Source organism: Martinezella sp. CNPSo 3964 (genome assembly GCF_057784375.1).
Genome location: NZ_JBXSOW010000020.1, coordinates 17,309 through 35,564 on the forward strand (window position 1 = coordinate 17,309; position 18,256 = coordinate 35,564).

Genomic DNA, 18,256 nt, shown 5'->3' on the forward strand with positions numbered 1-18,256 from the left:
ATCCCTCAATTTACCAACGACTGCAGACGACGATTGCGGTCATACTCCGCCCTCGCATCGTTGAGCTTTTCGGAAGTCCCGACTTCTGGAACAGCCACGTCCCACCAGAAGCCGCCACCGCCCTCGCCCGGACCCGGCCTGGCATCGGTATCGATAACAATGACGGTGGGTCGGTTACGTCCCCTCGCCGCGATGATCTGTTCTTCGAGATCGGAAATTCCCTTTGCCTTGACGGCATGAACGCCCATCGCGGACGCGTGTGCGACGAAATCGATTTCGGGCTGCTCCTCGACGTTGCAGTCCTTATACATGTTGTTGAACTCCTCGCCGCCGCAAGCAATCTGGAGACGGTTGATGCAGCCGTAACCGCGGTTGTCGGTCAGCACGATCGTGAACGGAATGTGCCTCATCGCGGCCGTTGCCAGTTCCGAGTTCATCATCATGTAGCTTCCGTCGCCTACGAAGCACACCACTTCGCGGTCAGGAAGAGCAAGCTTTATTCCCATTGCGCCAGCGAGCTCGTAGCCCATGCAGGAGTAGCCGTATTCCATGTGATACCCACCCTGCGCTGGCTGCCAGAGGAGTTTCAAGGCGCCCGGCATGGTCCCTGCGGCACACATGGCGATCGTGCGCTCCGTCGAGACCCGCTGCACGGCGCCGATTACCTGCGCATCTGTAGGCAGCACATTGCCGCCATCGACTTCAGGTGCTGCGCAATGTGCATCCACGCGGGAGAGCCACTCAGTCCGGGAAGCTGGATCGAAGGCGCTCGATCGATATTCGCCGAGCCCGGAGGAAATTCGTTCGAGTGATGATCTCGCGTCCCCGACCAGACTGATCGCGCCATGCTTGTGCGCGTCGTAGGGCTGAATGTTGATGGAGATCAATTTCCTCGATGGATTGCGAAACAGTGCCCACGAACCCGTCGTGAAATCCTGGAATCGGGTGCCTACGCCCAACACCAGATCGGCCGCTTCGCATACTTGATTGGCGGCCGCCGAGCCATCAACGCCTGCGGCACCAAAGTTCATCGGGTGCGCTTGTGGCAGGGCTGACTTCCCTGCCTGTGTCTCGACGACAGGTATGCCGTGCTTCGTCGCGAAGTCCGCCAGAGCACTTTCCGCTTCAGAGTAGATCACGCCGCCGCCGCAGATGAGTACGGGGTTCTGCGCCTTCGTCATCATCTCAACCACGCGAGCTACTTCGCGCTGATCCGGTTCCGGACGACGGATGTACCAGGTCGCAGGCTCGAAGAAGTCCTCGGGATAGTCATAGGCTTCCGCCTGCACGTCCTGGCAGAAGGCAAGGGTGACAGGACCGCAGGATGCCGGATCGGTCAGTGTTCGCATCGCACGCGGCAACGCGGTCAGAAGCTGCTCCGGCCGAACGATTCTGTCGAAATACTTGCTCACCGGACGAAAGCAGTCGTTCACCGACATGCTTCCATCCTCGAAGTCCTCGATCTGCTGAAGGACCGGATCAGGCCGTCTGTTAGCGAAGACGTCGCCGGGAATGAGAAGGACTGGGAGGCGATTGACATGGGCAAGTGCCGCGGCGGTCACCAGGTTTGTCGCGCCTGGCCCGATTGACGAGGTGATCGCGTGGGCACGCCGCCGCTTCTTGGCCTTGGCATAGGCAATGGCCGTATGGGCCATGCTCTGCTCGTTCTGCCCTCGCCAGGTGGGCAGGGCATTACCGATCCCATGAAGAGCTTCACCGAGCCCGGCGACGTTACCATGACCGAATATTGCCCATACGCCCTCGATGAATCGCTCGCCATCTTCTGTCATCTGCACGGAGAGCCAGCGAACCATTGCCTGGGCGGCGGTCAAACGAATTGTAGACATCTTCACTTCTCCTTCGCGGCCCAGCGTGCTGTGTCCCAAATACTGCAGAGGCTCCTGAAACGGCCTGCCATTTCGGAAATCGCCTGACTGTCGTCGAGCTCGCCCTTCATCCATCTGCGCGCCACATCCCCAAAAATCGTCCGCCCGACTGCGAAGCCTCGAACCAGATCGAAGGCCGCCGCGACCTTGAACGATGCCGCAAGTTCCGCTTCCGGAGCGTCGAGCCCCAGCACGACGATGCCTCTCGTATTGGGATCGTTTTCCTCGATGGCGGCGATGGCATTCTGCCAGGCCGTGGCATTAGTCATCGGCTCCAGCTTCCACCAGTCCGGGTAGATGCCGATTTCGTAGAACTGTCTGATCAGGGTGGCGTTGGTGTCGTCGTCGACAGGGCCGACCTTGGAGGGGATGATCTCGAGGAGGAATTCCAGTCCGTTTCGGCGCGAAGCCTCGAACAGACGCTTTACCGTCTCCTCCTGCTTGCTCCGGACGTCCCTGCTGTCCGACGGATGGCAGAAGCAGAGAACCTTGACGACGTTCTCGCGAGCCCACTCTTCCAGGCCGCCGCAGTCCAGTCCCAGTTCCGGTTCGAGCGACAGCGGGCGGGACGCTGGCCACTCGCAGGGGCGGCCGATCCAAAGCCCAGAACCCGAAGCCTTGTGAAGCGCATTTCGTCCGATACGGTTGTCGCAGAGAATTCCGTAGCCGGGCTGGCCGTCCTGAACCTCGAGCGCAGCCTTGAGGCATAGTTCCTTGAAAGCACCGCCCTTCTGAAGCGTGAAGCCTTCCATCTGCTCCAGCTGAACGCGATGGTCGAACGCAAAAACCCTCATGCTGGACCAGTCACCGCTTCGGTTGGTCGCCCAATGGATTTGTTCCAACTCCTGGTCATTGCGAAGGTCGGGACGCTTCACACCTCTCGCGAGAAAGAACTGCAATTCTTCGAGGCTGGGATAGGCCGGGGTGCATCCATGGCGGCTCACGGCGAACGCACCGCACGCGTTGGCATATTCCAGAGCCTTCTGCCACGTCTCCCCGTCCAGCCAACCTTTCAGGAGCCCGGCAAAGAAACCGTCGCCGGCACCGAGAACATTGAAGACTTCAATCGGAAACCCGGGACCTTTCTCCGCATCGTCGAGGTTGTTGGGAACCCAGTCCTTGATCGCTACGGCACCCTTTGCACCACGCTTGCAAACGAGGACGGCGTCGGATGCGTTCCTCACTGCCCTCAAGGCTTCGATCGTGTCCGTGGATCCGCCTGCGATGTGGAACTCTTCCTCGGTGCCGACGATCAAGTCGAACAGGTTCAACGTCGACTGAAGCTTCTCGGTCACCGCGCGGCTCTCGACAAACCTGCTTTCACCATCACCGTGTCCGGCAACACCCCAGAGGTTGGGACGATAGTCGATGTCCAGAGCAGTCTTGACACCATGCTGGCGAGCAAGCTGCAACGCCTTCATGACCGCCGCTTCCGTGCGGGCATTGGACAGATGGGTTCCAGTAACGACCAGGGCCTTCGCGCTCCTGATGAAAGCCTCATCAATGTCGGCTTCAGAAAGCGCCATGTCGGCGCAGTTCTCCCGGTAGAAAATCAGCGGGAATTGATCCTCGTCCCTTATGCCCAGGATTACCAAGGCTGTCAGCCGCTCCGGATCAGTGGTCACGCCATCAGTGACAACTCCCTCGCGCTCCAATTGCTCGCGAATGAAGCGGCCCATGTGCTCGTCGCCGACGCGGGTGATTACCGCGCTCTTCAATCCCAGACGCGCCGCCCCGCAGGCGATGTTCGTCGGGCTGCCGCCGATATACTTGCGGAAAGATCCCATGTCCTCAAGACGACCGCCGATCTGTGCTCCGTAGAGATCGACGCTCGAACGGCCGATGGTAATCACATCCAATCTTTTACTCATTTGTTGTCCTTTCCTGAGGCGCACGTCATCACGTAGACACGGCGAGCCCGTCATCCGTTGCCGCGGGGAAACGGATCCGCATTAGAGTTCAGTTTGTAGATGGACCTGCCGCAAAACGGGTTCGGCCCAATGCTTCATCCGCCTCGGGCGCGGTTCCAAAATGCCCCGCGCGCGACAGCAAAGAAAATGACCGCGCATCCGAATGCCTGGATCATGGACATGGGCGTCCCTACGAAGAGAAACGCAAACGCCATCGCCCAAACGGGCTCGAAGATCATCATCATGCCCGCCTTTGCAGGTGTCGCGCGGCTCTGGCCGTAAAATTGCAGGACGAACCGAAGGCATGTTGAAAGCACGACACTTGCAAGAAACCATCCGACTACCGAAAGTGATGGAACAGCCATCGGAAGTTGCTCAAAAAGCGCGGCGACTATGGAGACGATGACCCCCGTACAGAAGAGCTGGACGACGGAAACGGCAACTGCACTGACCTCCGGCGTCTTCTCTCTCACGATCACCAGGCTGATTGCCCAAAGAACGGCCGATATCAGGAACATCGTGTCGGGGCCCGCAAAGCTGGTGTCGGCATCCAGAAAAAGCAGCGAGAGACCGAACCCCGCTACAGCAAGCGCTATGACCGAGTGCCCCGCGAGACGCCAACGGAACATCGCAAGGCCCACGATTGGCACCATCAGATTGCCTGTTGCGGTAATGAAGGCCGCCACACCGATGTGGCTTGTGTACTTCAACCCGACAATCCACAGCGTCATTGCCGCAGCCATGGATGCGGACGAAAGCACAAGCGCCCTCCAAACGCCGCGCGGCGCCTTGAGCGATGGCAATCCCATCACAAGATAGATCACGAAGCCCGCCAGCATGAAGCGACTGCCGATGAACAGCAGCGGCGGCAGGCCTTGCAGAGCATGGACCGAAAACAGCCAGCCGCTCCCAGCGAGTATCGAAGCCAGGAAAAGCTGCCATTCACCAGACCCGGCGATCCGTCCGAACGAGGAACCGCCAGCACCTCGCGCCGACATTGTTTCAGCCCGGTCACACATCAACCGTGCGCCCTTCCAGTGCCGAGACCCGTGCCGCATCGAGAATTGCCAAGGTTGCCGTGGCTTCCTCTACCGTAACTGGTGCAGGACCATGTCCTTGCACCGCACGCAGAAAGCTCTCGTAGTACGAATGGTAGCGCCCCTGCTCCGAAGGGATCCTTGTCTCTTTTCCACGCGTTCGCAGGGTGCCCCAGAGCTCGGGCTTTTCGTATCCCCACCCCTTGAGGTCTTCCGCGGGCCGAGATCCGGAAAAAATCGCCTGTGTCTGCACATCCGTCCCCGACGAGACATAACTGCCGTGCTCTCCGTAGGCACGGAATTCCCGCACCGTGAGCCTGTTGAGCTTGCTGGCCGACAGGTGAGAATGGACGCCTGACGCATGCTGTAGGTTCAGGACGAACCCGGCGTCTGTACGTCCTTCCGCGGTATCAGCCATTTCCCAGTAGGCAGACACGCTCCGGACCGGACCTAGAAGCCAGAGCATCTGGTCAACTAGATGGCTCCCAAGATCCCTCAGCAGGCCTCCGGTCGGTCCACCCTCGAGCGTTGCCGGGTCGTCGAACTCCATGCGGGAATGGACACGCCATAACTTGCCGAGCTCTCCGGAGTCGATGACCTTCTTCAAGGTGAGGACATCGGCGTCGAAACGCCTGTTGTGATAGACAGCAAGAACGACACCTGCGCGCCTTGCGGCCTCACCGAGTTCTCGGGCGACCGCCGCGCTCGGCGCAAAGGGCTTGTCTGCGACGACGTGCAGTCCGGCCGCGACAGCTTCGAGCACGAGCTCGCTCCGTGTCTGCGGCGGCGTTGTGATCGTCACAGCATCGACGCCGCCTGTTTTGATCAAGTCCGCCAGACTTGCATAGACAGGCATGCCCGGCATGTCCTCCTGGACACGAGCGACAGTCTGCGGCGCCCGTGCCACGACGCCGACCAGCTCGATCCCCTTAGCGGCAGCGATATACGGGGCGTGAAAGTGCCTGCCCCCGGTGCCATAACCAACAAGTCCCAACCGCATAGCCTGACCGCCTATTTCTTCCAGTACTTGTCGACATGCTTCTGGATCTCCGAGCGCATGAAGCGTCCGGATGCATCGGCTCGATCTTCCCAGCCGAAGACGCAAGCTGTCACGATGCCGTCGAAGCCGACCTCGGCGAGCGAGGAGAAGAAGACTTCCCAGTTGATCTCGCCCTGCCCCATGTCCATGTGCTGGTGGATCGTCACCTTCGCACCGGGCGGGTTGATGATATAGCGAAGACCCGACGACGCCCTGTGGTTATAGGTGTCGGCAACGTGGACATGGTTGATCAGCGGTCCTGCGTCCCGGATCATCTTCGCCATGTCGTCGCCGAAGTAGAAGGTGTGCGGTGCGCAGTAGAGGAACTTGACGTTCTTGGAGCCGATCGTCTTCAGCATGTCGATCGCCGGATGCAGCGTCTCGCACCAGTCTTCCGGATGCGGCTCCATGTTGAGGGTGACACCCTCCTTCTCGAAGACGGGCACCAACTCCTCGATGGAACGCCACCATGCAGCTTCGCTGTGCTCGTGGGTGAAATGGCCACCGCAGCAGTTCGACCGATGACCCCGGTCGGGGGATGGCCCGCGGCCGAATTCAGAGTTCATCGTGTCGACGCCGAGGTCGACCGCGAGTTGGATGGCTTCCTTCCAATAGCCGACCGCGGCTTTACGCTCGTCTTCATGCGGACTTGCCCAGCGATACATGGGCAACAAGGAGGCCACTTGGACGCCATGGTCCTTGAGCGCCTTCTTGAATTCCGCGACGCGTTCCTTGTGGGCACGCGGGCGAACCCACCAGGGAAGCAGGTCGTCGCGCGGCGAGACCTCGATGTATTCGTATCCGAGTTCTGCGGCCTTGCGGCAAAGCTCGTTCAGCGGCAGATGCCGATGCATATGCGGGTCGAGAGCGATCTTCATGGCTTCCTCCTCCTTGACCTCAGTTTACGCGGCCGGCTTCAATGCTGCGGGCGCATAGAACGACGGACGCTCCCCGATCTTGATTGGGACAATCGCGCCGGAGTGCTTCGCCTCGACGCATGCGTCTGCGGTGACGGAAGCGAAGTAGCCGTCCCACGCCGTCGGGCCGCGCACGACGCCAGCCTTGACGGATTCGATCCACTCCTGCAGCTCGACATCGTAGCTGTCGATGAAACGCAGCTTCCAATCCTGCAGGATCTCGTGGCTGAGCTTGGCGTCCTTGCGAAGCAGCACGCTCATTGGTTCCGGCAGATAGCCGATCCCGTCCTCGCCAACGACCTGGCACTGGATGTCGTAGCCATAGGGGCAGTTGACGAAGACTTCGACATCGATCCGGATGCCCTTCTTGGTCTCGAGCAGGATCATGTGGGGATCGTCGAGATCCTTGCGCGTATGCTTCGTCTTCCGCGGCATGATCACCTGAGCCGAGACATAGTCGTCGTCGAGCAGCCAGCGCAGCACGTCGATTTCGTGCGGGAAGGAGTCGGTGATCGCCATGTCGCCCGCATACACGTCAGGAACGCTCGGATTGCGATGAGCGCAATGAACCATAAGCGGCTCGCCGAGGTTGCCGTTGGTGATCTGCTCCTTGAGGAGACGGTAGCTCTTGTCGTAGCGCCGCATGAAACCGACTTGGACAAGGCGGCGCCCGCTGGCGATCTCGGCATTGACGATATTGAGGCACGCCTCTGCGGTGGTCGCGAGCGGCTTCTCGCAGAACACGGGCTTCCCAGCTGCGATCGATGCCAGCACGAATTCTTCATGCGTCGGTCCCCATGAGGTGACAACGATGGCATCGACGTTCGGATCGGCAACGAGATCGTGACCGTTCTCAAACACTTTGGCGGCGGGGGTCAGGCGTCTGGCCACTTCTTCCGCCTGGGCCTTGTTGATGTCGTTGACGGCGACAACAGTCGAGCCGACGAGTTTGTTGTGGAGCCGATGGATATGCTCCTGGCCGATAGCGCCAGTTCCGATAACACCGATCTTTAGGGTCATGTTCGTTTTCCTGATGGGGGCGTTCAGTCGAAGTCGCGCGGCAACGCGAGCTTTAACGTGGTCAGTGATTTCTTGACGCCGGTGAGCGGTTCCATCCCGGCATCCTCCATCTCAAGGCTGACGGGGCCGTCATAACCGACAAGCCGGGCGACCGCGAAGAACTCCTTCCACCACTGGACATCGTGACCATGCCCGAGCGCAACGTAGTTCCACGAGCGCTTTTCGATATCGTTGATCCAATAGGTGTCGATCAGCCCGTTGGCTTCCGCTAGCGTGCGCTCGAGGCGGACGTCCTTGGCATGCATGTAGTGGATCGCGTCGCCGAGCAGACGCACGGCCGCGATCGGGTCGCCGCCCATCCACATGTGATGGCTGGGGTCGAAGTTCATGCCGATAACGGGATCCACATGCTCGCGCAGCCGCAGCATGTTGGCCGGATTGTGGATCATAGTGGCGCCGAGGTTCTCGATCGCGACGCGAATGCCGCAATCTTTCGCAAGCTCCCCTGCCTTCTGGAAGTACGGGATCAGCACGTCGTTCCACTGATAGTCGAGCGCCTCGACCTGTTCCGGAAGAATGACGTGAGTGATCCAGTTCGGCAGCTCGTCCTTCGGTGTACCGCCGGGGCAACCGGACATCATGACGACAGTCTTGACCCCGAGCTTTTCAGCGAGGCGGAAGGTCTTTTCAACGACTGCGCGGTGTTCGGCGCCGCTCTCACCGGGGTGGAGCTGGTTGCCCGAGCAATTCAGCGCGGAGATTGTAAGGCCGCGGCGTTCAAGGGCTGCCAGAAAATCGGTGCGTGCCTGCTCGCTGGCGAGGAGTTCGTCGAGGCGCAGGTGCGGAGCTTTCGACCAGTTTCCGCAACCGAGTTCGACGGATTCGAACCCGAGCTTCGACACCGTGTCGAGCATCTCTTCGAAGGGAAGGTATCCGAGGATGTCGGTTACCAGGCTTAAGCGCATCATCTCATGAGCTCCAAGATATTCATTGGCATTGGGTGCGCGTGCCGAGGCCGCAGCCCCGACACGCACTCGGGAGGAATTACTTCTTCATGTACTGATCGACATTGTCCTTGGTGATAGACTCGAACGGCACGAGCTTCTCGGTCGGAGGCGTCTCACCCTTCTTGATGCCTTCTACGACTTCGAATGCGGCTCGAGCCTGGCCACCAGCGTTCTGGAAGATTGTCTGCGACATCTCACCAGCCTTGATCGCGTTCAGAGCGTCCGGCACGCCATCGACGCCGGAGATCATCACACCCTTCAGGCGGTCGGCGCCCTTGAGGGCTTCACGCGCACCAAGTGCCATCTGGTCATTGGCGGCGATGATGGCGTCGAACTTCGGAAAGCTCTGGATCCAGTCTTCGGTGACCTTCATGCCTTCCGCGCGGTCGTAATTGCCGGACAGCGTCGCAAGGATCTTCACGTCAGGGCGACCGAGATTGTCCTGGAAACCCTTCAATCGTTCCTGCGAGTGATAGAGACCCGGCGTGCCCTGCAGGTAGAGGATCTGCGCGTCCTTCGGTAGGTTGGCCTTCATGTATTCGGCCTGCATCTTGCCGGCGTCGATGTTCTTCGAGCCGACGAAGGTGTATTTGCCGCCCGCCGACTGGATGCCGAGAGCGACGACCGGAATGCCGGCTTCGTTGGCCTTTTCGACGCCGGGAACGATACCTTCATAGTCGACCGGAACGACGACGATGACGTTAACCTTCTGGGCAATCAGGTTGTCGATCTGGTCGAGCTGCTTGCTGGCGTCGTTGTTGGCGTCGGTGAACTTGATCTCGACATCAGGATCGGACTTCGAGGCCTCGATGAAGGCGTTCTTGCGCGCCATGACGAAGACATCGGTATCGGCCATGTTGGCATAGCCAACGACAAACTTGTCGGCAGCAAAGGCGCTAGAGGCGGAAAGGGCAGCTGCGGATACGGCGCAGGCGAGTGCAAGCTTGGCAATCAGTTTCATTTGGGGTCTCCTCCCGTTGATATTCAAAGGTTGTTTGGATCCGACGCACAGGCGTCGACACACACAGTTCGTCCTTCGCTCGAGCGCATTGGCTTCGTGCCGGAACTTTTCGATCAGGCCTTCTTCTTGGTGCGGGCCGATTTCGTCCAAACATCAAGGATGACGGCGACTGCGATGATCAGTCCCTTGATGATCTGCTGCCAGTACGAGCTGACGTTCATCAGATTGAGGATATTGTTGATGACACCGATGATCATCGCGCCGATGACCGTGCCCGTGATTGTTCCGGTTCCACCCATCAGGCTGGTGCCACCGACGACGACAGCCGTGATCGCGTCGAATTCGTAGCCGACGCCGCCTGCCGGCTGCCCGGAGTTGATGCGAGACATCAGGACGATACCAGCGACGGCACAGAGGATGCCGTTGAAGATGAACGCCTTGACGATGATGCTGTCAGGATTGATGCCGGAAGCGCGCGCAGCCCGCTCATTGCCGCCGACGGCGTAGACATAGCGGCCGAACTTGGTCTTGTTGAGCAGGATCCATGACACAACGACCAGCACGGCGAGAATGAGAACCGAAATCGGCACAGGTCCGAGCGAGCCCTGCCCGATGATCTTAAAGTCGCCGAGGCCAGTCACCGGGGATCCGCCCGTGTAGAGAAGTACGGCGCCACGGGCCACCGTCGTCATCGCAAGCGTCATGATGAAGGACGGAATGCGAAAGAAAGTGATAATGAAGCCGTTGATGATGCCAGTGATACTCCCGACAGCTACCCCCGCGACGACTGCCAGAATAACGCTTCCCGTCATCGCCATCACGCTGGCGGAAATCACACCGCAAAGCGCGAGCACCGACCCAAGCGACACGTCAATGTGTCCGAGGATGATGATGAAGGTTACGCCACAGGCCAGAAGGCTGACGACCACGACCTGACGCAGAACGTTCGTAAGATTGGCTTCCGTCAGGAACGTCGGGCTCAGAAGCGACGCCAGTATGCAGATGCCGACGAAGATAAGGATCGTGCCGTACTTGCGATAGATCGCGGCAAAATCCAGACCGCTCGATTTCGTTGTAACCTTGGCGGGAGCGCCCGCTGCCATGGGTTCGGTGTTCATTAGTGTCCTCCCGTTGCAAGGCGCATGATGCTCTCCTGATTGGCCTCGCTTCTTGTCAGTTCGCCAGCGACCTTGCCTTCAGCCATGACGACGACGCGGTCGCTCATGCCAAGAACTTCGGGAAGCTCCGACGAGATCATGATGATCGCCAGGCCCTGGCGGGCGAAGTCGGTCATCAGGCGGTGAATTTCGGATTTCGAGCCGACGTCAATCCCACGGGTCGGCTCATCAAGGATCAGAAGCTTCAGATCCCCGAGCAACCACTTGGCGATTACGATCTTCTGCTGGTTGCCGCCGCTCAGGTTCTCGACGATCATGTCCGTGTTAGGAGTCTTGATTTGCAGCATCTTGATCATGCGTTGCGCAGCAGACTCTTCCTGCCGCTCGCTGACAAAGAGACCCGCGGCGAACTTCTTTAGATTTGCCAGCGAAATGTTCTCGCCAACCGACCGGCAAAGAACGAGGCCCTCTGCCTTCCGATCCTCGGAAACCATTGCAATCCCGTGCGAGATAGCATCCTTCGGTGACTTCAGCTTCAGCACCTGTCCGTTAAGGGTGACAGATCCGCGTGTGGCCGCGTCGAGCCCGAAGATCACCCGCGCAACTTCCGTGCGCCCGGCGCCGATCAGGCCGGACAGGCCGACAATCTCGCCAGCACGGACGTTGAAGCTGACGTTCTCGAAGGAGCCGTCGCGCGAGAGGTTCTCGACCGCCAGCACGACATCGCCGATCGGCACCTCTTCCTTCGGGAAAATGCTGGAAATAGTGCGGCCGACCATCTGGGAGATCAGCTTGCCTTCGTCATATTCGCTTGCAGGTGCTGTCGCGATGAACTGACCGTCGCGCATGACGGTGATGTCGTCGGCGATCTGGAAGATTTCATCCATCTTGTGGGTGATGTAGATAATCGCCACGCCAGCGGACTTGAGATCGGCGATCTGCCGGAAAAGCATAGCGACTTCAGTGTCACTGATCGCCGACGTCGGCTCGTCCATGATGACCAGCGACGCCTCGCGCGAGATAGCCTTGACAATCTCGATCAGCTGCATGGCTGCGATCGAGAGATCCCGCATCCTGGTCTCGGGCGTATACTTGAGGCCGAGCCGATCGAGAAGCGCCTTGGTATCGGCGTTCATCTTCGCGAAGTCGACGAAGCGCGACATGAAGCCCTTCTCTGCCACCGCTGGCTCACGACCGAGGAAGATGTTCTCAGCAATGGTCATGTCGAGAACGGGGCTGAGCTCCTGGTGGATCATCGAGATCCCACGATCCAGAGCTGCTGCAGTGTCCTGCGCGCTCAGAGTTTCGCCCTTGAAGATGATTTCGCCGCCGTCAATCGTGTGGGTGCCGCTGAGGATCTTCATCAGCGTCGATTTTCCAGCTCCATTCTCGCCGACAAGCACGTGGACGGAACCCGGCCGCACTTTCAGGTTCATGCCGTCGAGTGCGAGAACTCCGGGAAATGCCTTGGTGATGTTGCGCATTTCGAGAACCAGTGACGATGATCCGGACTGATGTTCTTCACTGCGCTCGACAAGGCGCACCGATCCGTTGGCCGCGGGCATAGCCCCTCCTCCCAAAGTCACGCCATTGTCAGGCGTCGTTCTAAAGTACTGAATGCTCCTCCAGCGGCACGGAGATCACCATGGAATTGGGCTTTCTGTCAATTTGACGCTGGACTTTTCTCTCAAATTCTCTCAGATTGGCCTTCATTTCGTGGGAGAATTTGGATGACTAGACCAACGATCGCAGACCTCGCGAAGGCTGCAAACGTAGGCGTTTCAACGGTAGATCGAGTTCTGAACGGCCGCGACCCCGTCAGACCGCAAACCGCCGAGAGAGTTTTGTCAGCAGCAGAGAAGATTGGCTTCCATGGCGTCACAGCCATCAAGAAGCGACTCGAAAACGACAAGCCTGTCATCAAGTTCGGCTTCCTTTTGAAACAGTCCCACCGAAAGCTCTACCAGATGTGGGCGGAGGTCCTGACGAAAGCCGTGGAAGCCTATCCGGAGGCTCACGGACGCCCCATCATCCGGTTTGTGGACGAGCTTGCTCCCGAGAATACAGCTGACGCGCTTCTGGCAATGAGCCGCGACGCGGATAGCATTGGCGTCATCACCTCAGATCATCCGCAGATAAACCACGCGGTCGACGGACTCGAAAACGAGGGGATTCCGGTTTTCACTATGATCTCTGACCTCACGGCACGAGGCCGCGCGGGGTATGTCGGCAATGACTGCGTCAAGAAAGGACGCACAGCGGCTTGGTTCATAGACAACGTGAACCCCAATCCTGGGAAGGTTGCTGTCTTCGTCGGAAGCCACCGCTATCTCTCGCAAGAGCTTTGCGAAATGGGTTTCCGGTCGTATTTCCGCGAGAGCGAGAGAGAGTTCCAGATGATGGAAACGTTCGGCACGCGGGAAGAGCCAGAAGTTGCGTACGAGATGACCCGAAAACTCCTTGCTTCCGAAGAAAACTGGGTAGGGCTCTATGTAGCCGGCGGCGGCATCACCGGGGTCATGAGAGCGCTCCGCGAGCACAGCGGGCCCGCCGCGAAGCGCCTTGTCGTGGTGGCCCACGAGTTGACGAACGAGACACGCGCTGGCCTCGCAGAAGGCATCATTCGCGTTGTACTGTCGCATCCGGCACGTCTGTTGGCAGATACACTCGTTCGTTCAATGGCAGAAGCTCTCGATACTCACCGGACGCCTACCGTTTCGCAGCAATTCCTGCCTTTCGAGATTTACACCGCTGCCAACATCTGAAAAGCGCCTCCCCAGGACACGCAGTGATCGAATTGGCGACCACTAAACATAACGCTTCAGTTCGGCCTCATAGCGCGCAATTGCCCGCTGATTGAGGACGTGCACCGCTTCAGAAATCTCCGAACGGACCTCAAACCTTACGGACCCCTCGTTATTGAGGGCACGATGGATGGTCGCCCGCCCGTATCCTGTAAGACAGGCTATCTCCGAGATCGTGCAGAATCTTGTCCTTGGAATTCTGGGGCTTTCCAATCGAGCACCTGTCCAAACAACTTGTGACATCCCTTTGCGGCGTAGGAACCTATTACTTCCACAGCTCGCTGAGTGTGCAGTCGGCCGGGACATCGACCACGGCGCTGGAAGAGCGAGCGCAGTTCAAAGATCCACCTTTACAGGCAAACCGCTTTCGCGCGATCGGTGGGCAGCATCGGCCAGACGCAAAGCTTTTACGCCATCACTTCCACCAGGAGTCGGTCTCGTTCCGTTAGTCAGATGCTGCAGAAACACCTCGAGCTCGAGCTTATAGGCGGCAGCGTAGCGTTCCAGAAAAAAATTGAGAACTGGCGCGCGGACAAATCCCGAGTCAGTCGCAATCTCCACTTCATTTTCATGAAGATTTCCGGTCCTCAGAAGTCCTTTGGAGCCAAGGACCTCCACGCGCTGATCGTGACCGTACGTTGCGCGTCGCGACAGTGAAATCTGACAGATCGCTCCCGATGATGTTTTCAGGATTACTGCAGCCGTGTCGACGTCGCTCGCATCTCCGATTTCTGGATCTACCATGCAGGACCCGACAGCGAATACTTCTGTGGGTTCCTCGCCAAGGAGAAAGCGAGCCTCGTCGAAATCATGGATCATCGAATCTCGGTACAGCCCTCCCGACCGCCTTACGTAGCTTACTGGAGGCGGAGAGGGATCGCGCGAGGTGATGGTGATTATTTCAATCTGGCCAATCGCCCCCTCCCGCAGGCGCCGCTCGAGCGTACCGAGGTGCGGGTCGAAACGGCGCTGGAATGCGAGCATCAGCGGGACGCCCGCCTCCTCTGCGACGCGGACAGCATCCTGGGCGCGTTCAACAGAGAGGTCGATCGGTTTCTCGCAGAAAATCGCCTTTCCTGCGCGCGCACAGCGTTCGATCAGATCAGCGTGAGTGTCGGTGGGCGAGCAGACAAGGACGGCATCGATATCGCTCGCCGCTACGATGTCTTCTGCGCTGCGCCGCTCCGCCCCGGTTCGGCTGGCAAGCCGATCGGCAGCCGTGCCATCCGGGTCTGAAAGCGCAACCAGTGATGCGCTGGAACTTCCGACGACATTCATGCCATGAATAATCCCGATGCGGCCGGCGCCGATCAGTCCTAAACGATTCATTGCAATCCAACTCCAATCCGAAAGGTACGTGATCAGGCGCTCAGCACAGCGCGGCTCTTCGTGCCCAGATGAGCACCGTCGATCCGCGCCTCGAGGTCCGCCATGGTTTCACCACCCGCCATCAAATCGGTTATTTGCTCACGGGTCCGTTCGCCCTTTTTGAAGTCATCTGCGACAGATCCCCGAATAAGGACGGCGAAATGATCGCCTACGGCCATCGCGTGCATGACCTGGTGTGTGATGAAAACTACCGCCAAACCTCTCCGTTTTGCTTCGTTCACGATCCTGAGAACGTGCGTTGCCTGCTTGACGCCCAACGCTGCCGTTGGCTCATCAAGGATTAGGACCTTCGCACCAAAATGAACGGCGCGCGCGATTGCCAGAGACTGACGCTCACCGCCTGAAAGGCCGCCGACCAGACGGTCACCATCGTCGATTCTGGTGATGCCGAAGTCTCTGATCGCGTTGATGGCGATCTCGTTCGCCTTCTTGCGATCGAAGACCTTGAATGGTCCCCAACCCTTGGTGGGCTCGACACCAACAAAAAAGCTTCGGCCGATGGACATCAGCGGAAAAGTCCCACCGAACTGATGGACGGTCGCAATGCCCTGCCCGGCCGCTGCACGGGGTGTGTCGAACTTAACCGGAGAGCCGTCCAGCAGGATCGTTCCGGAGGTCGGCTGATGCACGCCAGATAGGATTCGGATCAGCGTCGATTTGCCAGCACCGTTATCACCGAGGAGACACAGGACTTCCCCCGCCTTGATGTCGATGCTGATGTCGTTGAGCACCTCGATGGGACCGAAGCTTTTGTTGACGTTCTTCAGAGAGAGGACAGGAGTACTCATTGCTGCGGTCCCTTCTTCTTGCCGCTGTAGTTCAGTGCCATCCGGCGGAACGTGTTGTTCATCAGTACCGCGATCAGAAGCATGATCCCGATGATCAGGCTCGACAGATTGCGGTCGAAGGTAGTGTAGAATATGCCCTGGTTGACGATCGCAAACGTAACAGTGCCGAACAGGATGCCGATGACAGATCCAAAGCCCCCGGTAAGCAAGACGCCGCCGACCACCACGGATATGATTGTGTTGAAGATGAACGACTGCCCAGTCGACACCTGCGCCGAGCCATACATGATCGTTTGCGACATTCCGACAAAGGATGCGGACACCGAGGAGAGCACGAAAAGGAACACTGTAAGCTTCTGGGTCGGGATGCCCGCATTGCGTGCCGATACCCGGTCGCCGCCCATCGCTAGAAGCCAATTGCCCCACGGAGAGAGGTGAAGGAAGAAGAAATAGATCGCACTCAATCCAAGCCACCACAGCACCATGACCTGGAAGCCGTTGCCGATATAGCTCCCGAAAAGAGCCTTGGCCCAAGGCGGAGAAGGCATGGAGAGCGAAGTCGTCTTGGTGAGCATGATCGACAGGAATAGCACCAGGCCTGCAACGGCGAATAGCGTGCCCATGGTAATGATCAGGGACGGCACTGCTGTGCGGATCGCCATCATTCCGTTGATGAAGCCCACCAACACGCCGAACGCAAGCGTAACAGCAATCCCCACAGCGATCGGAAGTCCGTAGTAGCCAGACAGTATCGCAATGCACATCGATGACGCGGGCACCATCGCACCGATGGAGATATCCAGCTCTCCCGCGATCATCAGGAACCCGATCGGCACGGCGATGATTCCCAGATTAGCCGCCACATTGAGCCAGCTCGCAATTCCTTGCGGTGATAAGAACAGCTTGCCGCCGAAGACAGTGAAGAAGATAGCGACGAAGGCCATACCAAGAAACGCCCCCATCTCAGGCCGCCTCAAGAGATTAACGATCGATAGGCTTCCCATTCTGGACCTCCCAATTTGCTATGAGACGGCCCGCACGCATCGGCGGGCCGAATGTCTTCGTCGGAGTATTAGCGAGCGCCCTTCGAGACGCCGTTCAGCGCTGCGTCAATGTTCGACGAGTCGACGATTGCAGGACCAGTCAGGACCGGGTCAGTCGCAAGATCAATGCCGAAGTCGATATTTGCCGCCAGCATCGTCGTCGCGAGGAACGACTGCGCGTAGGGCTGCTGATCGATGGCCATTGCCTGGCTCCCGTCCTTGATGCGGCCGAGTACGGCAGCGCTCATATCGAAGGTTCCAAGCTTGACCTTGTCGGCAACACCAGCCTGTTGGATTGCCATCGCCGCAGCGTCAGCTACAGGCGCGCCGAGCGTGATAACCGAGCTGAGGTCCGGATCCCGCAGCAGCTCGGCTTTGATCGCTTCGGCAGTGCCAGCCGTGTTCGCGTCCAGGCTTGCTGGCAGAGGCAGGCGAACGACTTCGGCACCGTTGGCCTTCGCTCCCTCTTCGACGCCATTGCAGCGGGTTTCCAAATTGACGGCACCGGGCACGTGAATGACGCAAAGGATCTTCTTCGACCCATGCTTTGCCATGTATTCTCCTCCGGCAACACCAGCGGTCTTCTCGTCGGATCCGAAGTAGTTGATGCCGCTGACCTTCTCCTTGCTGTCAGCGCCCGAGTTGTACATCATGATCTTGATGCCCTTCTTGGCAGCTTCCTGCAAGGCTGGAACCTGTGCGTCCGGGACCCAGATCGGAATCGCGATGCCCTGAACGTTCTGACTGACAGCCGTATTGATCAAGCTCACAAGGTCAGGGCCGAAGTTATCGTAGCTGGGCACTGTCATGTATGACACCTTGCCCCCGTTCGCTTGAACAACGAGAGACGCGTCATCAACACCCTTCTTGACGATATTGAAAAACGCGTCCTGGGCTGAGCCAGCGATCACGGCGATATCGGCCGCACTAGCCGCCGTAGCACCCAGTCCGACCGCAAAGGACGCAACCAGGACCTTGGACATTTTCTTGCAGTTCATATTCTCGCTCCCTTTGTAGTCCGTCACGCGACAGACGCTCCTCAACAGCGCTTCAGCGCCCCTCCCAGCCAACCGCGTCAAAGCAGGTCGATTGGTATTCGTGTTTTGGGGAATGAGTTCAGCTGTCCTCAGATTGGCAGCTTCCCGCTGTTCGAGACAACTTCGCTCTCAGCCTCCTCCCAAAAGCCTTCCGAGCGCTAGAATTATGGGAGCGCTCCAAGTCTGTCAACTAAGTTTCTCATTTGGCGACAGACCTTTTCTGGTAACGTCCAGGCGAAACGCAAGCGGATATCCCGGATCCATGAAGAGGAAAGGATACGAGAATCAACGCGCCATCAG

15 protein-coding genes are annotated in these 18,256 nt (G+C 58.7%); 1 reads left to right on the plus strand and 14 read right to left on the minus strand.

Annotated elements, in window-relative coordinates; translation table 11 throughout:
- Positions 1-5 precede the first annotated feature (5 nt).
- The 10 genes from iolD to AC13Q5_RS34145 all read right to left on the minus strand — a co-directional run bounded on the left by iolD (position 6) and on the right by AC13Q5_RS34145 (position 12,460).
- Positions 6-1,847 (minus strand): 3D-(3,5/4)-trihydroxycyclohexane-1,2-dione acylhydrolase (decyclizing), encoded by a 1,842-nt coding sequence (gene iolD / locus AC13Q5_RS34100; protein ID WP_488504867.1) that lies wholly within the window; start codon positions 1,845-1,847, stop codon positions 6-8.
- A 2-nt stretch (positions 1,848-1,849) separates the two neighbouring features.
- Positions 1,850-3,757: a bifunctional 5-dehydro-2-deoxygluconokinase/5-dehydro-2-deoxyphosphogluconate aldolase gene (locus AC13Q5_RS34105; RefSeq protein WP_488504868.1), complete on the minus strand. Its 1,908-nt coding sequence runs from the start codon at positions 3,755-3,757 to the stop codon at positions 1,850-1,852.
- 134 nt (positions 3,758-3,891) lie between these two features.
- Positions 3,892-4,854: a DMT family transporter gene (locus AC13Q5_RS34110; RefSeq protein WP_488504812.1), complete on the minus strand. Its 963-nt coding sequence runs from the start codon at positions 4,852-4,854 to the stop codon at positions 3,892-3,894.
- Positions 4,808-5,833, minus strand: coding sequence for a Gfo/Idh/MocA family protein (locus AC13Q5_RS34115; protein WP_488504813.1), 1,026 nt, complete (start codon positions 5,831-5,833; stop codon positions 4,808-4,810). Before AC13Q5_RS34115 ends, AC13Q5_RS34110 begins: the two co-directional genes overlap by 47 nt.
- A gap of 11 nt (positions 5,834-5,844) precedes the next feature.
- Positions 5,845-6,750, minus strand: coding sequence for a sugar phosphate isomerase/epimerase family protein (locus tag AC13Q5_RS34120; RefSeq protein ID WP_488504815.1), 906 nt, complete (start codon positions 6,748-6,750; stop codon positions 5,845-5,847).
- A 24-nt stretch (positions 6,751-6,774) separates the two neighbouring features.
- Positions 6,775-7,809, minus strand: coding sequence for a bifunctional inositol 2-dehydrogenase/D-chiro-inositol 1-dehydrogenase (gene iolG, locus AC13Q5_RS34125; RefSeq protein WP_488504816.1), 1,035 nt, complete (start codon positions 7,807-7,809; stop codon positions 6,775-6,777).
- 23 nt (positions 7,810-7,832) lie between these two features.
- Positions 7,833-8,777: a sugar phosphate isomerase/epimerase family protein gene (locus tag AC13Q5_RS34130; protein WP_488504817.1), complete on the minus strand. Its 945-nt coding sequence runs from the start codon at positions 8,775-8,777 to the stop codon at positions 7,833-7,835.
- Positions 8,778-8,853: 76 nt separating this feature from the next.
- On the minus strand, positions 8,854-9,777 hold the full coding sequence (locus AC13Q5_RS34135) for a sugar ABC transporter substrate-binding protein (RefSeq protein ID WP_488504818.1): 924 nt from the start codon (positions 9,775-9,777) through the stop codon (positions 8,854-8,856).
- 113 nt (positions 9,778-9,890) lie between these two features.
- Positions 9,891-10,880, minus strand: coding sequence for an ABC transporter permease (locus AC13Q5_RS34140; protein ID WP_488504869.1), 990 nt, complete (start codon positions 10,878-10,880; stop codon positions 9,891-9,893).
- Between the two features lie 14 nt (positions 10,881-10,894).
- Positions 10,895-12,460: a sugar ABC transporter ATP-binding protein gene (locus tag AC13Q5_RS34145; protein WP_488504819.1), complete on the minus strand. Its 1,566-nt coding sequence runs from the start codon at positions 12,458-12,460 to the stop codon at positions 10,895-10,897.
- Positions 12,461-12,625: 165 nt separating this feature from the next.
- Between AC13Q5_RS34145 and AC13Q5_RS34150 the strand changes: the two genes are divergently transcribed.
- Positions 12,626-13,660, plus strand: a complete 1,035-nt coding sequence (locus AC13Q5_RS34150) for a LacI family DNA-binding transcriptional regulator (protein WP_488504821.1) — start codon at positions 12,626-12,628, stop codon at positions 13,658-13,660.
- 375 nt (positions 13,661-14,035) lie between these two features.
- Here AC13Q5_RS34150 and iolG (AC13Q5_RS34155) read toward each other — a convergent pair whose 3' ends face one another.
- From iolG (AC13Q5_RS34155) to AC13Q5_RS34170, 4 genes are all read right to left on the minus strand, one after another.
- Positions 14,036-15,028 (minus strand): inositol 2-dehydrogenase, encoded by a 993-nt coding sequence (gene iolG / locus AC13Q5_RS34155; RefSeq protein WP_488504822.1) that lies wholly within the window; start codon positions 15,026-15,028, stop codon positions 14,036-14,038.
- 32 nt (positions 15,029-15,060) lie between these two features.
- Positions 15,061-15,876 (minus strand): ATP-binding cassette domain-containing protein, encoded by an 816-nt coding sequence (locus AC13Q5_RS34160; RefSeq protein WP_488504823.1) that lies wholly within the window; start codon positions 15,874-15,876, stop codon positions 15,061-15,063.
- The gene (locus AC13Q5_RS34165) at positions 15,873-16,880 is read right to left on the minus strand and encodes an ABC transporter permease (RefSeq protein WP_488504824.1); all 1,008 of its coding nucleotides are present in this window, start codon (positions 16,878-16,880) and stop codon (positions 15,873-15,875) included. Before AC13Q5_RS34165 ends, AC13Q5_RS34160 begins: the two co-directional genes overlap by 4 nt.
- A 68-nt stretch (positions 16,881-16,948) precedes the next feature.
- Entirely contained in the window at positions 16,949-17,917 is a 969-nt protein-coding gene (locus tag AC13Q5_RS34170; protein WP_488504825.1) for a substrate-binding domain-containing protein, read from the minus strand.
- Positions 17,918-18,256 lie beyond the last annotated feature (339 nt).

Bases quoted from the DNA above. Each gene is read 5' to 3' on its own strand.
- AC13Q5_RS34150 (WP_488504821.1), top strand. From the start codon at position 12,626: ATGACTAGACCAACGATCGCAGACCTCGCGAAGGCTGCAAACGTAGGC.
- AC13Q5_RS34105 (WP_488504868.1), bottom strand. From the start codon at position 3,757: ATGAGTAAAAGATTGGATGTGATTACCATCGGCCGTTCGAGCGTCGAT.
- AC13Q5_RS34165 (WP_488504824.1), bottom strand. From the start codon at position 16,880: ATGGGAAGCCTATCGATCGTTAATCTCTTGAGGCGGCCTGAGATGGGG.
- iolG (WP_488504822.1), bottom strand. From the start codon at position 15,028: ATGAATCGTTTAGGACTGATCGGCGCCGGCCGCATCGGGATTATTCAT.
- AC13Q5_RS34135 (WP_488504818.1), bottom strand. From the start codon at position 9,777: ATGAAACTGATTGCCAAGCTTGCACTCGCCTGCGCCGTATCCGCAGCT.
- AC13Q5_RS34170 (WP_488504825.1), bottom strand. From the start codon at position 17,917: ATGAACTGCAAGAAAATGTCCAAGGTCCTGGTTGCGTCCTTTGCGGTC.
- AC13Q5_RS34115 (WP_488504813.1), bottom strand. From the start codon at position 5,833: ATGCGGTTGGGACTTGTTGGTTATGGCACCGGGGGCAGGCACTTTCAC.
- iolG (WP_488504816.1), bottom strand. From the start codon at position 7,809: ATGACCCTAAAGATCGGTGTTATCGGAACTGGCGCTATCGGCCAGGAG.
- AC13Q5_RS34130 (WP_488504817.1), bottom strand. From the start codon at position 8,777: ATGATGCGCTTAAGCCTGGTAACCGACATCCTCGGATACCTTCCCTTC.
- AC13Q5_RS34110 (WP_488504812.1), bottom strand. From the start codon at position 4,854: ATGCGGCACGGGTCTCGGCACTGGAAGGGCGCACGGTTGATGTGTGAC.
- iolD (WP_488504867.1), bottom strand. From the start codon at position 1,847: ATGTCTACAATTCGTTTGACCGCCGCCCAGGCAATGGTTCGCTGGCTC.
- AC13Q5_RS34140 (WP_488504869.1), bottom strand. From the start codon at position 10,880: ATGGCAGCGGGCGCTCCCGCCAAGGTTACAACGAAATCGAGCGGTCTG.
- AC13Q5_RS34120 (WP_488504815.1), bottom strand. From the start codon at position 6,750: ATGAAGATCGCTCTCGACCCGCATATGCATCGGCATCTGCCGCTGAAC.
- AC13Q5_RS34145 (WP_488504819.1), bottom strand. From the start codon at position 12,460: ATGCCCGCGGCCAACGGATCGGTGCGCCTTGTCGAGCGCAGTGAAGAA.
- AC13Q5_RS34160 (WP_488504823.1), bottom strand. From the start codon at position 15,876: ATGAGTACTCCTGTCCTCTCTCTGAAGAACGTCAACAAAAGCTTCGGT.